This window comes from Bacteriovorax sp. As-1, from assembly GCF_058446905.1.
Genome location: NZ_CP184341.1, coordinates 237,335 through 258,868, shown reverse-complemented (window position 1 = coordinate 258,868; position 21,534 = coordinate 237,335). Strand labels below are relative to the sequence as shown.

Here is a 21,534-nt window from a genome sequence, read left to right as displayed (position 1 = left end):
AAAGGCCTCCAAAATGGAGGCCTTTTTTATCTCTTTTGATACATACAGCGGCTGGTTCTACTCTTTAAGTTCGACACTTTTGTCAGAACTCCATTATCAGCAAGTGTCAGCGTATTAGTGAAAGCAAGGTTGCTGCTAATACGAACAACAGAAGTCAGCACATTTCCTTTCTGAGTCACTTCCGGTTTAGTTCTATCTGGATTAGGTGGATTTCTATCCGGGTTAGGCGGGTTGCGATCAGGGTTCGGTGGATTGCGGTCAGTTTCACCACCAAGGTTTACGTTACAGAAGTCTTCAGCGCCCATGTGGTTGTTGCTTTGAAGACGGTAACCATTGCACGCGCGGGTGATCGTTAGGGCAGCACCGCAGTCGTCACTTCTCATATCAATGAGGTCGTAGTTTCCTTCAAAATTAACCAAGGCCGAAGGAGTCAAGGCGTTTGTTCCTGAGACACTTCCTGAGTTTACTTTGTTGCTAGAATTTCCGCATGAAGCACATAGTGCGAGCACGCTTAAAGCGAAGAATACATTTTTCATGATCACTCCCTAAGATAATCAATTTGAACTTAAGGGGTATCATCTCTTTTTTTTCGTGCAAATAAGAGTTGGGCACTAGGGTGAAAATTACAATTTCATTGGGAAATGTGAGATTTTTGGGGCCAAAAAGACACCGAAAAGGAGCGTATTTCTACGCTCCTCTATAAAGTTCCTCGAGTTTTTTGTTTCCTCTTTTTCGCGTGCCAGGTGAGCCTCTTCTTCAAGCTCTTCTGGAGTCAGTTCTTTTTTGAGTTTAAATAATTTAGTCCACTCGTCTTTATCAAGATTTTGAAAGTCGCCACCTTTTTTATTTCCTTTTAAGTACAATACAAACTCAGATTGTTCCGGGTTCGTCACTGAAAGAAGGGCCAGGTCATCTGGACGAAGGCTAATTTGGAAAAGTGTTTTCGTTTCATTCCATTTAATATCACCGTAGCTGAAGGTGATGAGTTCGGCACATGTGATTTTATCAGCTGTTCTGGCATCAAATTTAAAGTCATAGGCCTTTCCAGCTTGGGCCATGAGATCCTGGAAGACGTTGGCCGCGCGGTCTGCAACTCCGAGAACGCGAGTCACTGCGATTTCGTCTAGGTTGATAAAAGTATCAAGACTCTGGAAACCTAAACCTGGTTTTCTAATTTCCATGATCTGGTTTCCTGCTTCAACTTGCTTTCTAAAAAATGCAAAGTACTCCTGATCCCAAACTCCAAGCTCAATGAGTTCTTCTTTTGTTCCAAGCCATACTCCCACGTGTCCCCAATGTCCCGGGATCGTGTAGTTTGAAAGAACGAAAGTTCTTTTTTCATAAATTAAATCAAACGGTTTTAATTTTGAGCGCATAAGACTCTTGGCCTCTTCATTATTATTTAAACGGCCTTGTCTCCATTTCATATGGTCAGAGATAAATCCCCACAAGCGCGCAACTCCGGCCACAACAGCAGTTGTGCCTTGGATGGCCTTATCTGAAATGCGATACATATTCGGGTCATACTGTTTTTGGTAAAGATGGATTGATTTTACGTTTTGAGGAAGATCGACTCCTTCATCAGAGACAGCACTCAAAACACCAGAGATAAATTCATTGGAATTATATTTTTTGTAATCATTAAAAAAATCCTCTAACTCAAAGCCATCAAATTTCGTAAGGCCTTTCACAACACGTCTTAAATTAGTGTCACTAATAAGGAGTTCCCTGATTGTCGAAAAATCATAAATGGATACAGCATTGCTCAAGGCAAGAGGCTTACATCTGGCCATTTCTCCCTGGTAATATGATTGAAAATTTAATAAGTTTGAGTATCTCTTGGTTAAAAGTTTCTGCAACTGAGTGATCTCATAAGAAGAAATCGTATTTGAATGGTCTCTGAGAGATTTAAAATAATCATCAGATGAAGTGACAATCTCCATGTGCTCTCTGAGTTTTTCCTGGCATAGGTCCTCAGCTGCAAAAAGTGTAGTAAAGGCCTGTGCCGCCACAAATAATGTAAAAAATAGTGTTTTCATCCCCATCATTTTATGAGGGTTTTTACCAGATTGGGGGAAGGGGGCATTTTTTATAAACGGGTGTCTATTTGTTAGACACTAAGGATTTCTAAGGGCCCTATGAATAAAGCGACTTATGCAGCATTTTTAAATAGGTTTCTCGTGGAATAGAAACCCCTCCCAGGCTCTCGACCACCGGAGTGACCATCTGAGTGTCGATCCATCCGATCCCTTGTTGGTGAAGCTGGTATAAGAGCGAAATAAGCGCCACTTTAGAGGCGTTATCTTCAATGTGGAACATACTCTCGCCGGAATAGAATTTATTGATACAGACCCCGTAAATCCCGCCTACCAGGCGTTCATCAAGGTAAGTCTCGACAGAGTAGGCAAACCCATTTTTAAAGAGGTTGATATAGGCATTAATAATGTCCTGGGTGATCCATGTTCCCTGATTGTCTGAACGAGGGACTTGGGCACAGTTCATGATGACGGCTTCAAAGTTAGTATTAAACTTCACCTCATACGGGCTCTTTCTTAGAAACTTTCTGAGACTCTTACTCATGTGCAGTTTTTCAAAAGCTAAGATCCCACGCGGGTCCGGTGAAAACCAGGCCAGGGGATACTCGCTAGAAATCGGCCAGGGGAAAATTCCCTTTGAGTAAGCAAGTAGAAGTGATTCAAGCTCCAGGTCTCCGCCTAAAGCAAGAAGGCCATGCTCATCGGCCGTTTCAATGGGAGGAAATTGCGCAATCGCCATGGTTACTTGCTTCCCATTGCCTGAATTAAAAACGTAGATAAAGAAGAAGCCACCATTAAAGTGGTTTCCGGTTCAATTTGTTTAACCGCAGAAGACTTCACTTGAGGGGCAATCTCCACCATATCAGCTCCGCCGATTTTGAAGTTTTCAAAAAGCGTCTGCATGATGAGCATTGGTTCGTGCGGAGAAAGTCCACCTGGTTCTGGCGTTCCAGTTGCTCCGGCGTATTCCTGATCGAGAACGTCGATATCAAAACTGATATAGATTTCTTCAACGTCTAATTTTTTTAACTGAGCGACGATGTCGTCGGCCACTGCATTCGCTCCGCGGTCAAAAACTTCTTTTGCCCATATTTGCGTATGATGAAATTTATTTTCCCAGTGCATGCGCTCTTTTCCTGAGGCCCTAATTCCAATCTGCACTAAGTGCTTTGGTGATTCAAGGAAAGGAATCACTTGTGAAGTCCATGTGCCGAAACAAATATCAATTCCCAGTCTTTCTTCTAAAAGATCAGTGTGGGCATCAAAGTGAACCAGGGCCACTTTTTTACCTTGAGCTTTTTTGGCCTCAAGATAAGCGCGCACGACCGGGTAACTAACCGAGTGGTCGCCACCAATCATGAACATTGATTTAGCAGGAAACTGCTCGTGGAAGCCTTTAGCAAAATCGTAAGCGATAGAAAGGGGAGAAACTGGAAGGGCAATGCTTTCGCTTCCATAAAGCGCCTGACGGCATTTTTTAATTGTTTCATCGTTTAGGTATTTATCGTGAAGCAGGTGAGGGATGACACGGACGTCTCCCACATCATAGGCCCTTAAATCATCTTTTGAATTAATCAATGTTTCGCGCAGAAAAAGTGGACCCCAGTTGGCACCTCTTTGAATTCCACCTCCAGCGTCAGAAGCGATCCCGAAGATGACGCATTTTGCTTGCGGAAGTGTTGTCTCTAAACTTTTTTCCCATAATTCGCGCACGCGCTTGTCTTTAACAGCGTCGGGTCCAAAGAGTTTTCTCTGCAGGTTTTCTCTTTTGTCACTTGCCGTGTGAACGGTGAAGACACCTTCTCCCGGTGGCACCAGGTAGTGTTTGGTTTTGGCAAGGAATTCAGCTCTTGATGGCGTACTCATATCAGTCCTATGGAAGGGGAAAGCCTGTTTTGTAAAATCATCTTTTGGTATTTATTTTTAAAATCGAAGTCGGTCAGTTCAAAAAAGTTTTTAATCACTTCGACTTCAAAGTTAATAGTGTGCTGGTCGATATTTTTAAAGACACCGGCAATGTGCGAAGTGTGCTTGATGTTTTTTAAATTTCTAAAAAGACCAAAGTCGGCAGGCTCTTTTTCAAAAACATCTAAAACGGCAAAGGCTTCAACGTTGGCCGAAAGAAAGTTCACTAAGTCCTGAGTCTTAACCAGCTCTCCGCGGGCAGCATTGATGATAAGAGCGTCTTCGCGGATAGCGTTTAAGAAGTTCTTGTCGATCATGTGGCGGCTTTTAACATTTAGTCCACAGGCCAGGATGACAACATCGGAGTTTTTATTATTGAGTTGAGTGAAGTTCTCAAACGGGTCATATATTGAGAGCTCTTTTACCATGGGAGTAAGAGTTGCATTTAAGATTTTTCCGATATGGCCATAACCAATCAATGTCACTTTTAAATCAGAAATAAGGCGTCTGGGCCATTTTCTATCCACATCCCAGAACGGTTGATGAGGAATAGGAGAAAAGTGATTTAAAAGGGCGCTTAAGATGTATTGCGAGACGGCCTGGGCACGGATGGTGCTACCGATAATGATCGGGGCCTTTGAACCTTTGACAAAATCCACCGGGATATTGTCATAACCAGAATTCGGATGCAGGACAAGTTTGAGTTTGTCGACTTGCTCGCCACTTAGAAGATCAAAATTTGTATGCGTGTTAGTGATAAGCATGTCCGTGGCAGCTTCCGAATCACTCGGGAGCATGTCGACGTATGGATTTAGAGATTCAATTTCGTGTTGGTTAAAGGCACTCGAAAAGTAGGGCGATGTACTTGTTCTTTTAATCGTTAATTTAGATTCCCACTTCTTCATAATAATATTCTTTATAGGTCGTCTTACACTGACGAACTTTAGCAGCCTCTTCACGCATAGGGCCTGGTTCATTTGACTCTGAAACCATATAGCACTTTGTCTCTTTTTTCCAGAAGCTATTCGTAGGATCTTGAGGATCCTTGATTTCTTCACCGTTAGAAGCTCTCATTTCGTATTCGTAGATATCGGCCAGGTGACTGATGTTTTCCATTTCAATTCTATGACGCTGAGTCGAAAGCATGTAATCAGTCATCTTGAATCGGGTATTCTTTTGAAAAAGCACTTCTCCAATATCGTCAGGAGTGATCGTCGGTCTTCCAATACGGTAGCGTGTAGGCCAGTTTACGTGGCCAAAAACTATGTAAATAAGCTCGGAACAAACGATTTTATCGAGAGTCGAGATATCGAAGTTGAAGTCGTAACTTTTTCCCATCTGGTCCAGACCGCGAGTAATCTGCTCCGAGATTTGAATCGGCGACATTAGGCCATCGAGTTTTCTCACGACTGTGAACTCATCGATATTCATAAATTCTTTAATTGTGTTTAAGCGAACACCCGGGCGAACAGCTTCCAGGATCGTTTTTCCTTTTTCAATATCTTCCTGGTAAGGAACAATCGATGGGTGATTCCACATTCCGATTTCATCCAGCTGAGCTTTTGTGCCGAGGTAAAGCGCAACGTGGCCGTAGTGTCCCGGGATCAGTTTATCAGTTAAGACAAACGGGCTTTTTTCTAAGATGATGTCCATCGGTTTTAGAGATTTCGTTGCAATCTCAAGAGCACTTTGATTTTCGTAAAGGTATCCCTTTCTCCAATGAATACTGCCGGCAATGTTGCCGAAGAACCCACTTAAAAAATTAGTGATCTTATTAAAGAAGCCGATAATAGCATCGTTTAATCCAAAGGCCGAAAGTTTAAACTCACGTCTTCCTTGAGAGATTTCAATAGAGGCACGGTTGCTCATGATTTCATCTAATAAACTAAGGGCATTATTGTCTTTTTCCAGGGCAATTCTAAGATCGCCCACGATTGATCGCACTAAGTTGACTTGCTGGGAGAACTTGATGTTTTCTACAGTTTCCACTGCGCGGTTAATCTGCTCAGTTAAGCTCTTTAATTTCTTTTCACCCTCAGCATCGATTTTTTTGTCGCCGATGGTATTCTTGATAATGCGTCTTAGGCTGCCGTCTTCCTGATAAAGAATTTTGTGAACTTCCTGCATATTATCGATGACCATCAGGTTTGAAGAAAGCCAGATTAGATGCGCTTTCACCATTGGAATTTTGACTTCAGGTGAAGAAAAAGTTTTAGACATGGTCGACGCTTTAAATTGGTAAAGATCGCCGAACTCCATCATCTTGGAATTGATCTTATAAAAGACATCAAATGTGCGTTTGATTAAATAAAGGTCATCGCCTGAGAAAGTGTTGTTCTTTTGAATCTTTTCTAAAAACTTGAGTGATAACTCAACATTGTAGACTCTGAAGCGGTCAAAGATATGCATCAGTTCTGTATAATGAATCAGGTTCTCATCAATATCCTTAAGCGGGTTTTTCTTCTTAAGCTCAATATGATCTATTTCCAGATCAAAGTTTTCCAGTTGATGAATGCCGGAAATTTCCAGGTGACCATCATCCAGATGGGCCGCCTTGTCGATTTCAGACATGGGAGCAGGTCTGATGTTAAATTCATCAGTGGAAGCCTGTACTTTAACATTGTAAAGCATAGCGACTGTTAGTATAACTAAGCTGATTGCCCTCATTCTCACTCCATTGGGATTTCGGGTAAAAGTGTATCACCTACAAATGTTGACACAATGCAAAACAGGTGAGAGTGTAAATTCTTTAGACTCTTTACTATGTAAGCTTATTTTTTTGGATATTGCTATGATTACTATTAAATCTTCACGAGAAATTGAACTAATGAGGGCCACTGGTCGCTTAGCGGCACAAACCCTTGAGTATATTAGGCCATTCGTGGTTCCAGGGGTCAGCACCGAGGAATTAGATAAGCTTTGTCATGATTTTATCGTTAATAATGGGGCCTACCCATCTTGCCTTAACTACCATGGCTTTCCTAAGTCCGTTTGTACTTCAATCAATGAAGTGATCTGTCACGGAATTCCGAGAAAAGACGAAATCCTTAAAGATGGGGACATCTTAAATATCGACGTCACAACTTACCTTAATAAATTTCACGGGGACACGAACAAGACGTTCTTAGTTGGAAATGTTTCTCCGGAAGTTAAAAAGCTAGTCGACGTGACTTATGAGTGTACGAGAGAAGGGATCAAGACCGTTCGCCCAGGCGGACGCATCGGTGATATTGGAGCGGTTATCCAAGAGATCGCTCACTCCCACGGCTACTCAGTGGTTGAAGACTACTGTGGGCATGGAATCGGTCGCGACTTCCACGAGGCTCCTCAAGTTGTTCACGTTGGTAAAAAAGGAACAGGTCCGGAAATGAAACCGGGGATGACTTTCACCATTGAACCCATGATCAATCTCGGGAAAAAAGAAGGTCGCGTACTAAAAGATGGGTGGACTGTTGTGACTAGAGATAAAAAATGGTCAGCACAGTTTGAACATACAATTCTGGTGACACCAGACGGATTTGAGATTCTGACTCTCAGATCTGATGAGCCGAAAAACTGGCCATGATGGAATCGACGGCTTTCTTTAATGCGAAGGCCACCACTAAAGACATTACCCTTTTTTTAGATATCGATTCTAAACGCGATATCATCAAAGAGTTCCATTTCGATGGACCTCGCGCTTCTTTATATAAAGCAGAAATGGAAGAGCTCAAGGCACTCGTCTTAGGAAAAACCCTGGAAGAGGCCAAAGATATTAATCGTGCGTCGCTTATGTTTGAGACCAGGTTGAATAATGACCATAGGGCCGTGACTTCTACAGGGCTATGGCTTTTACGTGAGGCCATTGCTTCTTATATGGGAGAGTCGCGCTTCTTTAAGGAAGACCGCGATCTTTTATGCCTATGCTTTTCTGTCACTAAAAGAGACATCGTTCAGAAAGTTCTTAACAACCGCGACTTTGAGTTAAAAACTCTATTACAAGAAACGATGGCCACGAGTGCTTGTGGCAGTTGTAGAGGGCCGATTCTGTCGTTGATTGAAGAAACCAGAAATGCCCATGGGATGATCAAAGGTCTCGATCACTCGAGGTCTCGTTTTGATAAAGACGGCAAATGGATTAAAATTGCAGGCCACTATCCGGGGCCACTTTTAATTAAGCTGGATGAGCTAAAAGATGAATGGATGAAGCGCGAGGGGATCGTAGATCAATTCAGCATTGAGCTCGTCAACATCGAGGGTTTTCATGTCAGTGTGAAAATCAATTCTACCAATGAAAAAACAGTCAGTGGGCTTCTGACTGCACTAACTGACTTTTGGAAATCAAAGTTGGGAATTTTGTTTTTTCTTCAGAGCGTTTAATCTTTTTTTAGCGATGATCGCGCAGTTCTTTTTGATCGAATCAAAATTCTTAAGTTTATTAAAAACCGTCTCAATTTTATTTTTCTGTGTGATCAACTGGTGAGTAGAGAGTTCCTCTTCCAGGTATTTGATTTTTTCGCTGAAGCCAGAAAGCTCAGGGATGGCCTTTTCCAAACAGTCAGGAGTCGCCAGCTCACTTTGCAATCCGGCCAGGTACTGGATAAATATGCGCGGGACTTGTTTTTGGAATTCGTTAATATAGCCCATCTTAAAAGGTCGCATACTGGCGTCGACCCCGCTTAAACTTAAATCATAGAGTTCGTGTTCTTTAATTAAAAGCAGGCGCAAAAGACCGACCGAAGGTGTGAAGTCCCTTGAAGAACAAATCTGATCCACATAATTCTTTTTAAGATTGATGTCGTTGGAGCTCGCTAGTTCGTTGACGAACTCCTGATTCAGGCGAAATAGGGCGTTTTGTTGCTCTTTTTTGTGAAGGCGTTCTTCTTCTTTTGCTAGGCATTGTAAAAGCATATTTGGGGCAGCATAAACCTCCGCAGTATGGCCTGCAAATAAGGTCAAAAGTAGTGCCATAAACGAATGTCTGATCATAGATAGTCCCAACCATTTTTTTACAATTATCCTCTCTAAGTATATAGTTCTATCAATAGATTGCAAGAAACACTGGTGAGATTACTTTGAAAGAAATGAGTTTTTGGGAACACGTGGAAGAGCTCCGCAAAGTTATTATGCGGATTGTTTATATTTTAGTGGCATCGTTCGTTGTCACGACTTATTTTGTCGACGATATCACCGAGTGGCTTTTAAAACCAATTCGTCACTCTCTGGCAGAAACCCACTCGGGAACTCTGGTTTATCACAGCATTTTTGAGAAAGCGTGGGTACAGGTAGACGTAGCTATCTGGTGGGCCATTATGTTTTCTTCTCCGTTTTGGTTTTACCAAGTCTGGAGTTTTATTAGACCAGGTCTACATGAGCACGAAGTCCGCGCCGTTAAGCCTTTTATGATTATCGGATGGATTCTCTTTGTTTGCGGGATGGCCTTTGGTTATTACGTTGCTTTCCCGGCCGTTTTTAATTTCTTATCAAGTGTTGGAGTCGGAGACATTCAGGCCAACATCAACCTGCGCGATTATGTTTCGACATCAAGCCAGATCCTGGTGTTCTTAGGATTTATCTTCCAGGTTCCAAACATTCTTCTTATTTTAGGATTTATGGGGATTGTAACCAAACAATCTCTGCGCGCGCTTCGCCGCTATATCTACGTAGGGCTAGCTGTATTTGCAGCGATCGCTTCTCCGCCAGATGTTATCTCAATGCTTGCCGTATGGATTCCATGTTGTGCTTTGTTTGAAATCGGAGTGCTTTTAGTGGCGTGGGTTGTCCATCCATATTTACACCGCCACCACATGAAGGATTACAAATGAGCACGTTTAAAAAAGTAAGACTCGAGTTAGTTCTACCTGTTGTTTTCGCCTGGTTTTTTATGTCGGTTTTAGTCGACATCATCACCATCCCGACAGTCTTTAGAAACTCATCAAGTATCGTCGATGCCGGAAAAATCGGGATGACGGTTTTTGGACGCTTCAATATTTTTGAAATCATCTTCGCTCTCGTTGTGATTTCTGGAGCGTGGGTTAAATACAGAGACTTAAAACACAAGATCTGGATGTTTCTAGCGATTCCACTTGTGGCGCTTTCACTGATTTACAAATTCTATATGACTCCGATGATTACTAATACAACGTATGAAATTCATCAGACGCAAACCAGTGATCCTCAGTACGCTGTTCTTCAGGAAAAGCATGCTTTCTATCACAACTCATATAGAAAACTTGAATACGTAAAATTACTTCTTCTCTTGGGTCTAGGAGGAGCTGTCCTTGTCGATCGCGTGAGAAACAATAAGGAGATCGCATGATTTTAATTACCGGAGGCGCAGGCTTCATTGGAAGTGTGCTGGCAAAACAATTAAATCAACTGGGTCACACAGACCTTGTGATCGTCGATAAACTTGAAGACAGCATTAAATGGAAAAACCTTCGTGGGATCAAATACCTTGAGTACATCCATGCCGATGAACTCTTTGGTGGCGACTATGACGATTTAATCGCCGAGACAGATTTGATTTTCCACATGGGGGCCTGTTCAGCGACAACTGAAAAGAACATGGACTTCCTGATGAAAAACAATGTGGCCTACACTCAGGCCCTGTGGCGTTTTGCTGCTACTAAAAATATTCCTTTCATCTACGCGAGCTCTGCTGCGACTTATGGTGAAGGAGAATTAGGTTACAGTGATGACCATGGCATGATTCCAAAACTTATGCCACTAAACCCATACGGTTACTCAAAACAATTAGTGGACGAGTGGGTTTTAAAAGAAGAACAAAAACCAGATCACTGGTTTGGTCTAAAGTTTTTTAACGTCTATGGGCCAAACGAGTATCATAAAGACGATATGAAATCGTTAGTGTGCAAGGCCCACGAACAAATTAAGTCCAATGGAAAAGTAAAACTCTTTAAGTCTCACCGTCCGGATTTCAAAGACGGGGAACAACTAAGAGACTTCATTTACGTTAAAGATGTTGTCCGTGCGATGATTGAACTAGCAGACCCGGATAAGGCCGAGTTCTCAGGAATTTATAACCTGGGAGCAGGGAAGGCGAGAAGCTTCCACGATTTGGTGAAAGCTACTTTCTCAGCGATGAGTGTTCCGGTGAATATCGAGTTTATTGATATGCCTGAGTCAATCCGCCATCAATACCAGTACTACACTCAAGCAGACGTGAGCAAACTGATGAAGGCCATTCCGGAATTCCAGTTCACTTCGCTTGAAGATGGAGTGCGCGATTACGTTCAAAATTATCTGATGAAGGCAAATCCTCACTGCTAAGGAGAGAAGGATGGCAATGTTTCAAGGTGGAATCAAAGCTGCTGCTAAAATGCTGGCAGGTCTTTCTAAGGCCGCGAGAGAAAAAGTTTTAGAAACGATTTCTAAAAAAGACCCGCAGATGGCCGAAGCTCTTCATAAAAGCATGTACACTTTTGATGATCTTCAGTACCTCACGCCGATGATGCTAATTGAACTTCTTCGTTCAGTTAAAGTGGCGGATATGGGATTAGCGCTGAGGATTGCAGCTCCTGAACTTAAAGATCACGTTTTAAAGAATACCCCGCGAGTGATGAGACAAGAAATTGAGGAAATCCTGATGGGGCCGCCACAGCTGACAAGTAAAGTGGAAGAGGCCCAGGAGAGAATTATGGCGATTGTCCGCGAGAAGATTGATAAGGGACAATTGATCATTAATAAGGATTCGTCAGAGACATTAGTTTAAAAAACAAAGGCCCGGTTTCCCGGGCCTTTGTTTTTTATCTTATAGTTTGCTTAAATCAGAAGTCGTCACTCTATCAACACCACCTCTATAAACGATGCTGTTTGTATCAAGGAATCCAAGACCTGCTTTTTCTACCAGGACTTCACCGTTAGCAAATACCGCCAGGACTCTCATGTTTCTTCCGGCCTTAGCGTTAGCTGTATTGATTCTCAATTCCATGATGTCGCCTTTTTTAACTCCATCGAGGCTCTCAACTTGAGCGATTACGTTTTCTACGTTGTTCACAATAAAATCCATACGAGTTGGAAGGGTGTATCCTGGGATACTGTCTGCTTCTACAGTTGTGTTACATCCAACGAACGCTTGTTTATTTTCAAATACGTTGAAGACTGCACAGTAACGGCTTACAGTTTTTGTTTTATCGTTACCAGCTTGGGTTGTTACTAGAATAGCTTCACCAGCTTTTACTCCAGCGATTTCTTCTCTTGTTGATTTAGAAACTGTGCTCATATCGATATTTTTTCTTTTCCCATCTCTATAGTCATAAAATTCTGCTGTCTGACCATCATCTTCAATCTCATTAGAAGCGATTTCAATAATCTGACTAGTTGCTGGGATGATGTATTTTTCTACGCGTCCAAAAAACGCCTTAGCTTGTACTTGTGATATGAAAGAAATAGTCATTAGAGAAAGTAGAAGTGTCTTCTTCATAATATGCTCCTGTGTGAGATAACAAATTTTCTCGATGGTAGCAGTGAATGAGGCGAGAGCTCGGCCTTTAGAAATTATTACAAGGGGGGTGTTAAAAAACTGACAGTGTCATCTAAGCCCTGAAAATAGTGGTGGAGACAATTTGGCAGTGTCATTTCACATCTTTCCTCGCGTTGTTTAGTTTACTCCATAGGACCAAGTAGCAGATATTCCGTAGGACCACTTATGCGGACTTTTGGCACGATCCTAGCTTTAGTAAATATTAAGAAAGATGGGAAATCTAGGATGGGTTTTTTATCAATTGGTCTCTTCTAGGATGGAGGGGATGGTTACAAAAGCATGGATGGCTAAAAAAGTGGATCTAAACCCTTTTGTTAGTAGGAGACAATCACATGGGTAAAAAAGGATTTTTCACACTCTCTACAATTACCAATTGGCTCAATGAAATGCTCATCAACTTAAACCCGCCACTCAGGCGCTTAGAGCGAGTTCCCGTCAGAGTCGCGGTACAGAGAAAAGAACTCAGAAAATAATAACTCTCATGGCCATCTAAATATTAGATACCTGCTATGAAAAAATATTATTTAACCTTTTGAACACCAGGGCGTACTAATAACCATCTTTTTTTGGAGTGGTTATGAAGTACGCCCTTTTTGCATTTATCGCAGTTTTCTCGTTAAGCTCTCTAGCTTCTGCACGTACCATCAATTCATTCAGAGACTCAGACGCCATCACAGGAATCGCACAGTTCATGTACGACGTTTCTGAGGACATGCCTTCGTCATATAAACTAACGGATAAAAAAATTAATATTAAAGACTTCTCAAAGTGTACAACGGTTGATGCGGACGCTGTTCTTGATGATGTTGAATCATCTATTAAGAAGGTTCTTCGTTACTACCCAGATGAGGACGTTCCTTTTGAGCAGGCCATCGTTGATCTTGAAGATTATCTAGACCACGCAAAATTCAAGAAGTGTAAGTTTGAAAAAAAGAATGCACAATCAAAAGTGCTTAGCACATATTATGTAGATGCAAGCGATAAGATTCATTTACGTGTGGACAATGTGCTCCTTACGGCAGAGTAATTTTGACTACAATCATCCATAAGTTTTTCTAATAAAGGGCCACTTTGGGCCCTTTTTTCGTTTTTACCCTCACATAAAAGTTGGCACAAACAGTGCACTATTAAATTGCGAATCGCTCAGGAAGAGTGGTTTTACGAGAGAGGAATTTTCGTAACGTTCTCAGGGATTGAAAAAAATTGTCTTTATAAGGAGTTTTTATGAACGCTGAAATGATGAAACAATTTGAAAACCTTTTCATTGAACTTAAGAAGAACACACTTAATGAAATGAAAATGATCGATCCTGTCCTTGAAAAAGGTGATGAAGTGGATCTTTCTTCAGAGGATCGTCAAAGAGCACTAGAACTAAAACTTCTAGGAAGACAAAACTTCATGCTTAAAAAAATCGACAATGCTTTATTTAAAATTAAAAACGGCACATTTGGAATTTGTGAAGAGTGTGACGGTGAAATTGAAATGAATAGACTTCGTGCCCGTCCAGTAGCAACTCAATGTATTGCTTGTAAGGAAGAGGAAGAAAGAAACGAAGGTCAGATGCTTTATGAAAAACGTTCTCACACTCATGGAAAAACTCTTGGTGGAAACGTGATTCAAATGCGCTCTCACGCTCAGGATTTAGAGACTGTTTTAGCAGGCAACTCAGAGTTCTAAACATAAAAACATCATAAATAAAAATGCAGTCTTAGGACTGCATTTTTTATTTCCCACAAGCTAAATTGGCACTTTTTTCATCAGTCTTTTTTTTGATTTTATCTAAGTCGTGGATATACTTTAAGAGTAGGAACTTTCGGCCCTTTGCCTTATCTTTTACTATAATTGTTTGTGAGCCAAGCTCTTTTTTAGTAGGTAGAAACCATGGCCTTCATTCTTGTCATCTCACGCCCGGACATGCCGGAAGTAAAAAAAGAAATCACAGTGGACAGAAAACTTGTCCTGGGGAATTCTCTTTACTGTGATGTCGTGCTTGAAGATAAAACGATTGCAAGCATGCAGTGTGAAATCCTTCCGGTGAAGACGGGACACATTGTTGCTAAAAACTTGGACTTGAAAAAAGAAGTGCACCTCAATCAACTGCGCTTAAAGCGCTCGGCCCTAAAGCTCGATGATACGTTAAAGATCGGACCTTTTGTTTTGAAGATAGATCCAACCAAACTCACACCTGAAGAGCTGGCGATCATCAGCACTGAATACGAAGAATTCGTTTAATAGATGAGTTTTTGCAGCAAGGCTTCGCTGGTGCGGGCAGGGTCTACTGATTCCTGCGTTTCGATATGGGCGACCACAAATCCTTTTTTTGCCAGCCACTTTTGTAAACGTTCAGCTGAGAGCTTCAGGTCTGTGCTTTTTTTTACTTCAGCTTCCAGTTCATAAGTTGTCACTCCATTATTGGCCGTTTCTCCAACCTGGAGAGTGAACTGGTCACCATCAACAATGAGCTTAATTTTAGTGCGCACCTTTTGGTTCATGTGCGAGGAGAAGAATTTTTTTTCACCTGTGCATAGAGAGCATAGGGCAGGAAGAGAAGCGATGATGCCATTGTCTTCCAGTTCTTTCTGGATATCGTGGGCCTCTTCTAAAGCTTTAGGTTCAAGCTTTGCCAAAAGCTCATGGTAGTGTTCGATGTCTTTGAGGAGATGATCAGCTTTTACCACTGTCGATTCGGCCAGGGTTTCTTTGAAAGTGAAGATAGAGTGGGCCCAGCTTTTTTCTATCTGCTGAGTCTGCCATTTTAAATCCAGGCCATCCCACATAAAGCGCAGCTTGATGGCCGGTTCAGATTTTTTAAGCAGGTACTGGCCTTCATCGAAGATTTCAAAGTAGTAGTCGCTTCTTTTGGTGCGCTCGCCTTTGAAGTCTTTTAAGAATTGAGTTTCTAAATTGCGAAAGCCTTCTTTAGTGAGGTTAATTTTAAGCTCAACCTCGCGCTTAATTTCGCCCTTAATTGGAGCGGGAGTCACTGCGGCCATGGCAGAAAAAGAGAGAGTGAATAAGGCGCAAAAAAGGGCAAAAGTCTTCATGGCAAAAGAATGCCAAAAAGGTGAAGACACCGTCAAATTAAGATTGGGTCAGGAGAGCCCTGATTTCCTGAGCTTAGGAGCTAAAAAGCTATTAAAAACTTACTTGTCGCTGGCAGGAGTGCGAGGAGAGTCTTCTTGAGAAGATTGTTTCGTTTGCGAGTAGGGGTATGAGTTGAAGTCGTTAAATGAGCACGAAGCCACTAGTAGTAAAGTTAATAAAGTTAAAACGAGTGACTTCGAGATCATAGTTATTTTTTCCTTCGGTTAATTATTTCCAGAATAGCTGGATTAAATCCAGACAGGCCATATCACTTTTCTCAGTAATCTCTTCGGCCGCTTTCTTGGTCGGCATTCCAAAAAGATTCTTAAAAAAAGCAATAAACTTTCCATCCGGCTTTGGTGCTACAACTGCACCTGTTTTCCCACCTAGTACTGGTTTAAAGTATTTCTCTGAGTTTAACACAATTCTGTCAAAAGTGGCGGCACCTTTTCCAGCACCCATTTCATGGTCGAGTTTTTCGATCGCCTTTTGTTTTAAAAATTTCTCAACGTTTCCATTTCCTTCCGGGTGAAGCTCCATGTCCCATACAGCGGCCAGGTCATCCGGGAAACTCATGATAGGAAGAAGAAATTCAATCTCGTGAGCGTACTTAGAAGCGTAGTTAAAATACATCATGCGAGGATCGATGAAATAAGCAGTGTTTCTTTTGTTACCAAAGGAGCTCGCTACTGAAAATTTTGGAGTGTAAGAAAGGTATGGACTTCCTTTTGGCTCTTTTGAATGTTTTACAAACATTGTCGTGATACGAGTGGACCTCGTATATTCGCTGGAACCATTGTTATCAGTTCCCATAAATTTTTCATACATGGCCGTCAGTGAACGCAAGCGTCTGTTCCACGTTCCCTGGTTTTTTGTCATCATCGTCGACATTAAAAAGATTTTTTGATCTTTGATTGCCTCAGCACGTGCGAGCTCTTTTCCACCGACCTCAGCGACCTGAACGATATCGTCGTTGATCCCGCGGTAGACAAGCACGCGGTCTTCGTAAGGAAGAGGGTCCGCCATAATAGAGAGATGGTTTTCCCAGAATAGCTTTTCAAATGGAGGCATCTGCTCCCATGGAAGGTACTTTCTTAAAAGTTCAGTAGCACCTTTGCGGTCGTTTTTAGCAATCAGCGCTCTGAATTGCTGGTCATCAGAAGCTTTATCTAAAGCATCCATGACTGCTCTTCTGGCATTGTCTTGAGCTTTGACTTGTTTGTTGTAAACGCGCTCTTCAGAATTAAATTTTTCGTTGATTTGTTTCCAGTATTCCGCGCGCTCTTGAGAGCGCGCTTTGTAATTAGCATCTACGCCATATGAATCTTCAACTAGTGCAGCTTGTCTAATCTTTGCCATAACTTGCAGAGTCTGGAAGTCTTGAACTTTTGCATTGTAATAAAGTTCAAAGACCGAAAACTGGCTGATGAATTTTTTATTCATGATCTGATCCATGACGGCCTTTAATTCATTGGCCGCATCCTGGTCGATCTTTGCCTGAGCAGAGTAGAAGATTTGCAACTTATAGGCCTGTCCTTCAACAGTGGGAACAATCTTATAAGCGTCTGAGCTTGCCATTTTAGCATCTTCAATGAAATTGACTTCAACACCTTGATAGGAAAATGAGCCTTTGATGGCCTTGACAAAGTCCTGTCCATTTTTGGTCTGAGTTGTACTCTTAATTGTAAAGAGCTGATCAGCGTTTAATGGTGGATTGACATCATTAGCGATGTACCTGTCGGCCTGGGTTTCAGGAAAATACGTCGAACACGACGAAACAAAAAACGCCAGGATTAAAAGAAATGACATTGATCTCACGGCATAACCTCGTTGGGATAGGGAATAGTCCACAGGTCTTGTCGGATTAAAACTCTCAAATATTTAATTCAATTTTAGTGTCTGATTTTTAGACAGGACAAGAGGCTGATAAAAGAAGGCCCGAAAGATTTCGGGCCATGAAAAGGGATCGTAGATAAGAGAATTTTTATTTTTAAAGCGCCAGATTAGTCAGTTCCTGCATTAACTCTTGAGTGCGGTTAACGAAGGCTTCGCGGTCTTCATGTTTTAGACCTTCACTTGAAATATGAGCAAGGTCTTCTACGTGGTGGGCGATTTTTTTAACCAGAGCATCGTTGCCTTTTTCATGCAGCTTTAGTGCGTTCTGGATTAACGGGCTTCCCGGGTTGATAACCAGAGTTTTCTTTACCGGGAACATTGAATCGTTACCCATTTGTTTTGCCATCTGGTTCATGCGCTTCATTTGCTCATCAACTTTAAAGAAAGCAGGGGCCTTTGAGTTTTTAATTTTAACGATCTCAATATCTTTTAACCCACCGTGGTTAAGTGAATCCAGGTCTTCTTCCTCTTCTGTTTTATTATCTGTTTTACCGATCAGGATATCAGTGAAAAGGTCTTTCACTTTAATGTCTGAATCAGTTGTTGCATCCTGCTCAAGAAGAGAAGCGATTTCAGAATCAACTGAAACGAACTTATAAGCAGCGTCGCCTAGTTTTGTGAACTCTACGTGCTGAGTGAAGTGTGGATCGATATGAGATTCTGTTTCAAGGGCCTGAAGACCTTGAGCTAGAAGTTCGCGTCTTAGGGCGTGGTCAGATTTTCCTTTTTCAAAGTAAAGGACTTTTCCTTCCATCTTTGTCTTATAGGCCTCAGGAATTGAAGCTGTGTACTCTTTTAGAGTGACGTATTTATCTTCAGAGTTTTTGAAGATAACGAAGTCTCTCATCATTTCATCAAACTTATTATCAGAGATCGCTCCGTACTTAATGAAGAGTTGAATGTCTTCCCAGATTGTTTCAAAGCGCGCGCGATCATTGTTAAAGAGTTTCTTTAAGCTCTCAGCAACTTTTTTAATCACGTAGTTTGAAATCTTTTTAATGTTCGGGTCACCTTGAAGAGATGAGCGAGAAACGTTAAGTGGGATGTCGCTTGAATCAATTGATCCCTTTAGAAGAGAAAGGAATTCAGGAACGATGTCTTTAACGTTGTTAGAAACGAACACCTGCTTGTTATAAAGCTTGATGTTTGATTCGTTGAAAGGCTTATTTGGGTTTAGCTTAGGGAAGAAAAGAACTCCGTCTAATGTGAACGGGTGATCCACTTTTAAGTGAATCCAAAACAGAGGCTCTCCGTCCATTGGGAATTGCTTGCGATAGAACTCTTTGTAGTCTTCATCTTTTAAAGTGCTCGGGTCCTTTTTCCAGATTGGCTGAGTTTCGTTAACCACTCCAGGATGAGCAGACTCTTCTTTTGCTTCTGCGTCTTTAACGAAGATTTCATAAGGCATGAAATCACAGAATTTTTTTAGCGTTGAAGAAACTTTCCATGCATTGAGGAACTCTTCCGATTCTGCATTGATGTGCAGAGTGATTTTTGTCCCAACTTCAGATTTTGTGCTTGATTCGAAAGTATAATCTGTTTCACCTTCACAAACCCATTTCGTCGGAGTGCTGCCAGCGTTCATCGACAGAGATTCTACCTCAACACGATTTGAAACCATGAAAGCAGAGTAGAAGCCCAGACCAAATTTTCCGATAATGTCGTTTCCAGGAGTGTTTCCTTCCGACTTCATTTTTTGAACGAACTCTTCTGCGCCTGAAAAGGCCAGTTGAGCGATGTATTTTTCAACTTCAGCTTCGGTCATTCCCAGACCGTTGTCTTCAATTGAAATTGTTTTAGCGGCCTTATCAACGCTAACCGTGATCTTGCCTGTTGGGATCTCTTGGTTTTGAGTGCGCGCCAGAGTGCCTCTTTTGGTAATTGCGTCAGTCGCGTTGGCCACTAGCTCTCTTAGGAAAATATCGTGTTCAGAGTAAAGCCACTTTTTAATGATAGGAAAAATGTCGTTTGTGTTAACGCTAATCGTTCCTTTGCGTGATGTCATGATTGCAATCTCCTGTAAGTATCCTTAAAATGTTTTGATTACAATATGGTTTTGAATGAACACGAGTCAAGGTTATGCCACAAAAAAATAATGAAAAAAATGCTCCTAAAGATGTTCTGCTTATTACAACGGGCGGCACTATTGAGAAAACATATGATGAATTCGACGGATCCCTAGAAAATAGAGGGACCTCTATTAAAAACCGCATCCTTTCCAAGCTGCGTTTACCGTACACAAATATTTTAGTTCACCCGCTGTTATCAAAAGATTCTCTTTATATGGATGATGCTGACAGAAAGCTGATCTGTGAAACCATTCAGGAAGACCTAAAAAAAGAAGCTCCGATCGTTGTTCTTCATGGGACGGATACGATGGCGCTGACGGCAGAGTATTGTTTTGAAAGAATCAAGAATCTCTCTGTTCCTGTGGTATTTACCGGAGCGATGATTCCGATGGGGTTTGACGATACAGATGCCACTCAAAATGTAACTGAAGCATTACTTGCGGCGAGACTTTTATCGCCTGGCTTTTATATTTCTTTTCACAACCAGATTTTTAAAGTGCCTTACGTGCAAAAGAATAAAGAAAAAAGAACATTTGAAGAAAAATAGGGAAGAGGATCATGGGATCAATTGCGCGCTTTTTTAAATTTCTTAAAGAGTCATGGCAGCTGGTTTTAAAAAATTTTCGCGTCTACCTCGCGAGCTACATTGCTTTTTTCTTTGTCGATGTGATGGCCTCAATTCCGTGGCAGGCCTTTGGATTCCCGGAACAGAGTGCGCCGGAAATTGTTTTTTCACTTTGTGTGGGAATTGCCAGTCTGGTGATTATTGTCAACGTGATCTTGATTGAAAAATCCCGCTATAAGCACCGTGAAAAAGAGCAGCTTCTTTATTCAGTCCCAACTTATCTGGTTTACTCACTGTATTCAGTGTTGACGATTCTTATCGGGCCGGGTTTAGTTCTTTTAATTGGAGGAATGATTCATCTTCCTCAGTCAGTGATTTTAGGACTTGCGGTTTTAGTGGGTCTAATAGTTGCCATTTTTGTGGCAATGGTGGCGCTGGCGTCGGTGTTAATCGACAATGACAGTATAAATTATTTTAAACTAAGTTACCGCATGGCCCGCCAGGATATGCTCTTAATCATTTGTTTTGGGGTTCTTTCTCTTCTGGTGGAGTTGCCGTCGTTTGCATTTGACCAAATACCTGACTGGCGTTTTGTGGTAAGCTTTAACCTGCTGTATGCTTTTTTTGATGCCGCTGCCATGATCGCTCTGACTGTGACTTCTGTGAGAATCTTCTATTACCTAAAGCATCAGCTCAATGATCAAAGCCAGTAAAAGATTTACTGGAGCGTAAAAAAACCGCAATCAATTTTGTTTATTCAAAGTAGAATGAAAGTAATGACAAGTTTTCATCACTTAAAGAGCATTATCGGGCGCTCATTCGCCGATTTCCGGGAGTATTTTTCTCCTGCGGATTTCTCGTTCTATTTTCTTTTAGCGATGTATTTCATTATTGATATCACTCGCATTAAATTTTTTCCCATGGCCACGAATGCGCAGAAAGTGATTTTTGAAATCAGCTCTTCTTTGTTGCTTCTGCCTTTTTCTTCTATGGTCATCGCTGACATTATACTGGTTAGAAAGTCGCGTGATCTCAGCGTGCCGAAAGAAAATCTCTTCAATAACACATTGACGTTTATGCTGACATCAATTGTGACTATGCTCCTTGCCGGGCTTGGTTCATTGTTTTTGGTTTTGCCGGGAATCGTGCTTTTTGTGATTCTTTCCATGGCCCCTTTTATTGCCGTTTATGAAGAAGGTGAGGGCTGGTACCCGATTCGCCGAAGCATTGACTTAATTGGAAGAGAGAAATTCCTGATGGTCTTTGGAGGTCTTATATTTTTATCGCTGATTCAGCTGATCCCGGCGAGTATCCAGTATTCTGAAAATCTTTATCTCACATTTTTCATTGGAGTTTTTAAGGCGATTTTTTTTCCACTCAACATCATTTTCTCTTCTTTTTTGATGATCAATCTCTACCAATATTTGCGAGAAGAGCAGTTGGCCGCAATGGTTGCCAGTGAAGAATATGTTTAGTGCCCACTATCAGTTGCAC

At 41.6% G+C, this 21,534-nt stretch carries 24 protein-coding genes; 12 read left to right on the top strand and 12 right to left on the bottom strand.

Annotated features, from left to right (window positions below):
- Positions 1 to 26: 26 nt before the first annotated feature.
- The 6 genes from ACN20O_RS01275 to ACN20O_RS01250 all read right to left on the bottom strand — a co-directional run bounded on the left by ACN20O_RS01275 (position 27) and on the right by ACN20O_RS01250 (position 6,608).
- Positions 27 to 536, bottom strand: a complete 510-nt coding sequence (locus ACN20O_RS01275; RefSeq protein ID WP_491636414.1) for a hypothetical protein — start codon at positions 534 to 536, stop codon at positions 27 to 29.
- Positions 537 to 623: 87 nt separating this feature from the next.
- Positions 624 to 2,039 (bottom strand): YiiX/YebB-like N1pC/P60 family cysteine hydrolase, encoded by a 1,416-nt coding sequence (locus ACN20O_RS01270; RefSeq protein ID WP_491636411.1) that lies wholly within the window; start codon positions 2,037 to 2,039, stop codon positions 624 to 626.
- Between the two features lie 97 nt (positions 2,040 to 2,136).
- A complete protein-coding gene (gene aat, locus ACN20O_RS01265) occupies positions 2,137 to 2,775 on the bottom strand; it encodes a leucyl/phenylalanyl-tRNA--protein transferase (protein ID WP_491636408.1) in 639 nt (212 codons plus the stop codon).
- A 2-nt stretch (positions 2,776 to 2,777) separates the two neighbouring features.
- Positions 2,778 to 3,902, bottom strand: coding sequence for an arginase family protein (locus ACN20O_RS01260; RefSeq protein WP_491636406.1), 1,125 nt, complete (start codon positions 3,900 to 3,902; stop codon positions 2,778 to 2,780).
- Entirely contained in the window at positions 3,899 to 4,846 is a 948-nt protein-coding gene (locus ACN20O_RS01255) for an NAD(P)-dependent oxidoreductase (protein ID WP_491636404.1), read from the bottom strand. The genes ACN20O_RS01260 and ACN20O_RS01255 overlap by 4 nt, the downstream gene beginning before the upstream one ends.
- Positions 4,827 to 6,608 (bottom strand): YiiX/YebB-like N1pC/P60 family cysteine hydrolase, encoded by a 1,782-nt coding sequence (locus tag ACN20O_RS01250; protein ID WP_491636402.1) that lies wholly within the window; start codon positions 6,606 to 6,608, stop codon positions 4,827 to 4,829. The genes ACN20O_RS01255 and ACN20O_RS01250 overlap by 20 nt, the downstream gene beginning before the upstream one ends.
- Positions 6,609 to 6,726: 118 nt before the next feature.
- On the opposite strand from ACN20O_RS01250, the gene map reads away from it, so the two are divergent.
- On the top strand, positions 6,727 to 7,506 hold the full coding sequence (gene map, locus ACN20O_RS01245) for a type I methionyl aminopeptidase (RefSeq protein WP_491639250.1): 780 nt from the start codon (positions 6,727 to 6,729) through the stop codon (positions 7,504 to 7,506).
- Positions 7,503 to 8,300, top strand: coding sequence for a (2Fe-2S)-binding protein (locus ACN20O_RS01240; RefSeq protein WP_491636400.1), 798 nt, complete (start codon positions 7,503 to 7,505; stop codon positions 8,298 to 8,300). The genes map and ACN20O_RS01240 overlap by 4 nt, the downstream gene beginning before the upstream one ends.
- Here ACN20O_RS01240 and ACN20O_RS01235 read toward each other — a convergent pair.
- Positions 8,262 to 8,831, bottom strand: a complete 570-nt coding sequence (locus ACN20O_RS01235) for a hypothetical protein (protein ID WP_491636398.1) — start codon at positions 8,829 to 8,831, stop codon at positions 8,262 to 8,264. The genes ACN20O_RS01240 and ACN20O_RS01235 overlap by 39 nt on opposite strands.
- 173 nt (positions 8,832 to 9,004) lie before the next feature.
- On the opposite strand from ACN20O_RS01235, the gene tatC reads away from it, so the two are divergent.
- From tatC to ACN20O_RS01215, 4 genes are read left to right on the top strand one after another with little or no spacing between them, the layout of a single operon-like run.
- The gene (tatC, locus tag ACN20O_RS01230; protein ID WP_491636396.1) at positions 9,005 to 9,745 is read left to right on the top strand and encodes a twin-arginine translocase subunit TatC; all 741 of its coding nucleotides are present in this window, start codon (positions 9,005 to 9,007) and stop codon (positions 9,743 to 9,745) included.
- Entirely contained in the window at positions 9,742 to 10,239 is a 498-nt protein-coding gene (locus tag ACN20O_RS01225; RefSeq protein WP_102244048.1) for a hypothetical protein, read from the top strand. The genes tatC and ACN20O_RS01225 overlap by 4 nt, the downstream gene beginning before the upstream one ends.
- Positions 10,236 to 11,213: an ADP-glyceromanno-heptose 6-epimerase gene (gene rfaD, locus ACN20O_RS01220; RefSeq protein WP_491636394.1), complete on the top strand. Its 978-nt coding sequence runs from the start codon at positions 10,236 to 10,238 to the stop codon at positions 11,211 to 11,213. Before ACN20O_RS01225 ends, rfaD begins: the two co-directional genes overlap by 4 nt.
- Positions 11,214 to 11,223: 10 nt before the next feature.
- Positions 11,224 to 11,655 carry a FliG C-terminal domain-containing protein gene (locus tag ACN20O_RS01215; protein ID WP_491636392.1) on the top strand — a complete coding sequence of 144 codons (432 nt, stop codon included), beginning with the start codon at positions 11,224 to 11,226 and terminating at the stop codon, positions 11,653 to 11,655.
- A 39-nt stretch (positions 11,656 to 11,694) separates the two neighbouring features.
- On the opposite strand, the gene ACN20O_RS01210 is transcribed toward ACN20O_RS01215, so the two are convergent.
- Positions 11,695 to 12,366 carry a hypothetical protein gene (locus tag ACN20O_RS01210; RefSeq protein WP_491636390.1) on the bottom strand — a complete coding sequence of 224 codons (672 nt, stop codon included), beginning with the start codon at positions 12,364 to 12,366 and terminating at the stop codon, positions 11,695 to 11,697.
- 637 nt (positions 12,367 to 13,003) lie between these two features.
- On the opposite strand from ACN20O_RS01210, the gene ACN20O_RS01205 reads away from it, so the two are divergent.
- The 3 genes from ACN20O_RS01205 to ACN20O_RS01195 all read left to right on the top strand — a co-directional run bounded on the left by ACN20O_RS01205 (position 13,004) and on the right by ACN20O_RS01195 (position 14,658).
- Positions 13,004 to 13,453 (top strand): hypothetical protein, encoded by a 450-nt coding sequence (locus ACN20O_RS01205; RefSeq protein WP_491636388.1) that lies wholly within the window; start codon positions 13,004 to 13,006, stop codon positions 13,451 to 13,453.
- 197 nt (positions 13,454 to 13,650) lie between these two features.
- On the top strand, positions 13,651 to 14,103 hold the full coding sequence (locus ACN20O_RS01200) for a TraR/DksA family transcriptional regulator (protein WP_102244043.1): 453 nt from the start codon (positions 13,651 to 13,653) through the stop codon (positions 14,101 to 14,103).
- A gap of 204 nt (positions 14,104 to 14,307) precedes the next feature.
- Positions 14,308 to 14,658, top strand: coding sequence for an FHA domain-containing protein (locus tag ACN20O_RS01195; protein WP_491636386.1), 351 nt, complete (start codon positions 14,308 to 14,310; stop codon positions 14,656 to 14,658).
- On the opposite strand, the gene ACN20O_RS01190 is transcribed toward ACN20O_RS01195, so the two are convergent.
- From ACN20O_RS01190 to htpG, 4 genes are all read right to left on the bottom strand, one after another.
- Positions 14,655 to 15,470: a hypothetical protein gene (locus ACN20O_RS01190; protein WP_491636384.1), complete on the bottom strand. Its 816-nt coding sequence runs from the start codon at positions 15,468 to 15,470 to the stop codon at positions 14,655 to 14,657. The genes ACN20O_RS01195 and ACN20O_RS01190 overlap by 4 nt on opposite strands.
- Before the next feature lie 99 nt (positions 15,471 to 15,569).
- The gene (locus tag ACN20O_RS01185) at positions 15,570 to 15,716 is read right to left on the bottom strand and encodes a hypothetical protein (RefSeq protein WP_491636382.1); all 147 of its coding nucleotides are present in this window, start codon (positions 15,714 to 15,716) and stop codon (positions 15,570 to 15,572) included.
- Between the two features lie 22 nt (positions 15,717 to 15,738).
- Positions 15,739 to 17,328: a hypothetical protein gene (locus tag ACN20O_RS01180; RefSeq protein WP_491636380.1), complete on the bottom strand. Its 1,590-nt coding sequence runs from the start codon at positions 17,326 to 17,328 to the stop codon at positions 15,739 to 15,741.
- Between the two features lie 172 nt (positions 17,329 to 17,500).
- Positions 17,501 to 19,411 (bottom strand): molecular chaperone HtpG, encoded by a 1,911-nt coding sequence (htpG, locus tag ACN20O_RS01175; RefSeq protein WP_491636378.1) that lies wholly within the window; start codon positions 19,409 to 19,411, stop codon positions 17,501 to 17,503.
- A 74-nt stretch (positions 19,412 to 19,485) separates the two neighbouring features.
- Here htpG and ACN20O_RS01170 point away from each other — a divergent pair, with 74 nt between their 5' ends.
- The 3 genes from ACN20O_RS01170 to ACN20O_RS01160 are packed head-to-tail and all read left to right on the top strand — an operon-like array spanning position 19,486 to position 21,515.
- Positions 19,486 to 20,022: an asparaginase domain-containing protein gene (locus ACN20O_RS01170; RefSeq protein WP_491636376.1), complete on the top strand. Its 537-nt coding sequence runs from the start codon at positions 19,486 to 19,488 to the stop codon at positions 20,020 to 20,022.
- Positions 20,023 to 20,033: 11 nt separating this feature from the next.
- The gene (locus ACN20O_RS01165; RefSeq protein WP_491636374.1) at positions 20,034 to 20,753 is read left to right on the top strand and encodes a hypothetical protein; all 720 of its coding nucleotides are present in this window, start codon (positions 20,034 to 20,036) and stop codon (positions 20,751 to 20,753) included.
- Positions 20,754 to 20,807: 54 nt separating this feature from the next.
- Positions 20,808 to 21,515: a hypothetical protein gene (locus ACN20O_RS01160; RefSeq protein ID WP_491636372.1), complete on the top strand. Its 708-nt coding sequence runs from the start codon at positions 20,808 to 20,810 to the stop codon at positions 21,513 to 21,515.
- Positions 21,516 to 21,534: the final 19 nt, after the last annotated feature.

Bases quoted from the DNA above. Each gene is read 5' to 3' on its own strand.
- ACN20O_RS01270 (WP_491636411.1), bottom strand. From the start codon at position 2,039: ATGAAAACACTATTTTTTACATTATTTGTGGCGGCACAGGCCTTTACT.
- ACN20O_RS01195 (WP_491636386.1), top strand. From the start codon at position 14,308: ATGGCCTTCATTCTTGTCATCTCACGCCCGGACATGCCGGAAGTAAAA.
- ACN20O_RS01235 (WP_491636398.1), bottom strand. From the start codon at position 8,831: ATGCTTTTACAATGCCTAGCAAAAGAAGAAGAACGCCTTCACAAAAAA.
- ACN20O_RS01170 (WP_491636376.1), top strand. From the start codon at position 19,486: ATGCCACAAAAAAATAATGAAAAAAATGCTCCTAAAGATGTTCTGCTT.
- ACN20O_RS01215 (WP_491636392.1), top strand. From the start codon at position 11,224: ATGGCAATGTTTCAAGGTGGAATCAAAGCTGCTGCTAAAATGCTGGCA.
- rfaD (WP_491636394.1), top strand. From the start codon at position 10,236: ATGATTTTAATTACCGGAGGCGCAGGCTTCATTGGAAGTGTGCTGGCA.
- ACN20O_RS01225 (WP_102244048.1), top strand. From the start codon at position 9,742: ATGAGCACGTTTAAAAAAGTAAGACTCGAGTTAGTTCTACCTGTTGTT.
- ACN20O_RS01190 (WP_491636384.1), bottom strand. From the start codon at position 15,470: ATGAAGACTTTTGCCCTTTTTTGCGCCTTATTCACTCTCTCTTTTTCT.
- ACN20O_RS01275 (WP_491636414.1), bottom strand. From the start codon at position 536: ATGAAAAATGTATTCTTCGCTTTAAGCGTGCTCGCACTATGTGCTTCA.
- ACN20O_RS01210 (WP_491636390.1), bottom strand. From the start codon at position 12,366: ATGAAGAAGACACTTCTACTTTCTCTAATGACTATTTCTTTCATATCA.
- ACN20O_RS01255 (WP_491636404.1), bottom strand. From the start codon at position 4,846: ATGAAGAAGTGGGAATCTAAATTAACGATTAAAAGAACAAGTACATCG.
- ACN20O_RS01160 (WP_491636372.1), top strand. From the start codon at position 20,808: ATGAAAGTAATGACAAGTTTTCATCACTTAAAGAGCATTATCGGGCGC.
- ACN20O_RS01185 (WP_491636382.1), bottom strand. From the start codon at position 15,716: ATGATCTCGAAGTCACTCGTTTTAACTTTATTAACTTTACTACTAGTG.
- aat (WP_491636408.1), bottom strand. From the start codon at position 2,775: ATGGCGATTGCGCAATTTCCTCCCATTGAAACGGCCGATGAGCATGGC.
- tatC (WP_491636396.1), top strand. From the start codon at position 9,005: ATGAGTTTTTGGGAACACGTGGAAGAGCTCCGCAAAGTTATTATGCGG.
- ACN20O_RS01250 (WP_491636402.1), bottom strand. From the start codon at position 6,608: ATGAGGGCAATCAGCTTAGTTATACTAACAGTCGCTATGCTTTACAAT.
- ACN20O_RS01200 (WP_102244043.1), top strand. From the start codon at position 13,651: ATGAACGCTGAAATGATGAAACAATTTGAAAACCTTTTCATTGAACTT.
- ACN20O_RS01240 (WP_491636400.1), top strand. From the start codon at position 7,503: ATGATGGAATCGACGGCTTTCTTTAATGCGAAGGCCACCACTAAAGAC.
- ACN20O_RS01205 (WP_491636388.1), top strand. From the start codon at position 13,004: ATGAAGTACGCCCTTTTTGCATTTATCGCAGTTTTCTCGTTAAGCTCT.
- htpG (WP_491636378.1), bottom strand. From the start codon at position 19,411: ATGACATCACGCAAAGGAACGATTAGCGTTAACACAAACGACATTTTT.
- ACN20O_RS01165 (WP_491636374.1), top strand. From the start codon at position 20,034: ATGGGATCAATTGCGCGCTTTTTTAAATTTCTTAAAGAGTCATGGCAG.
- ACN20O_RS01260 (WP_491636406.1), bottom strand. From the start codon at position 3,902: ATGAGTACGCCATCAAGAGCTGAATTCCTTGCCAAAACCAAACACTAC.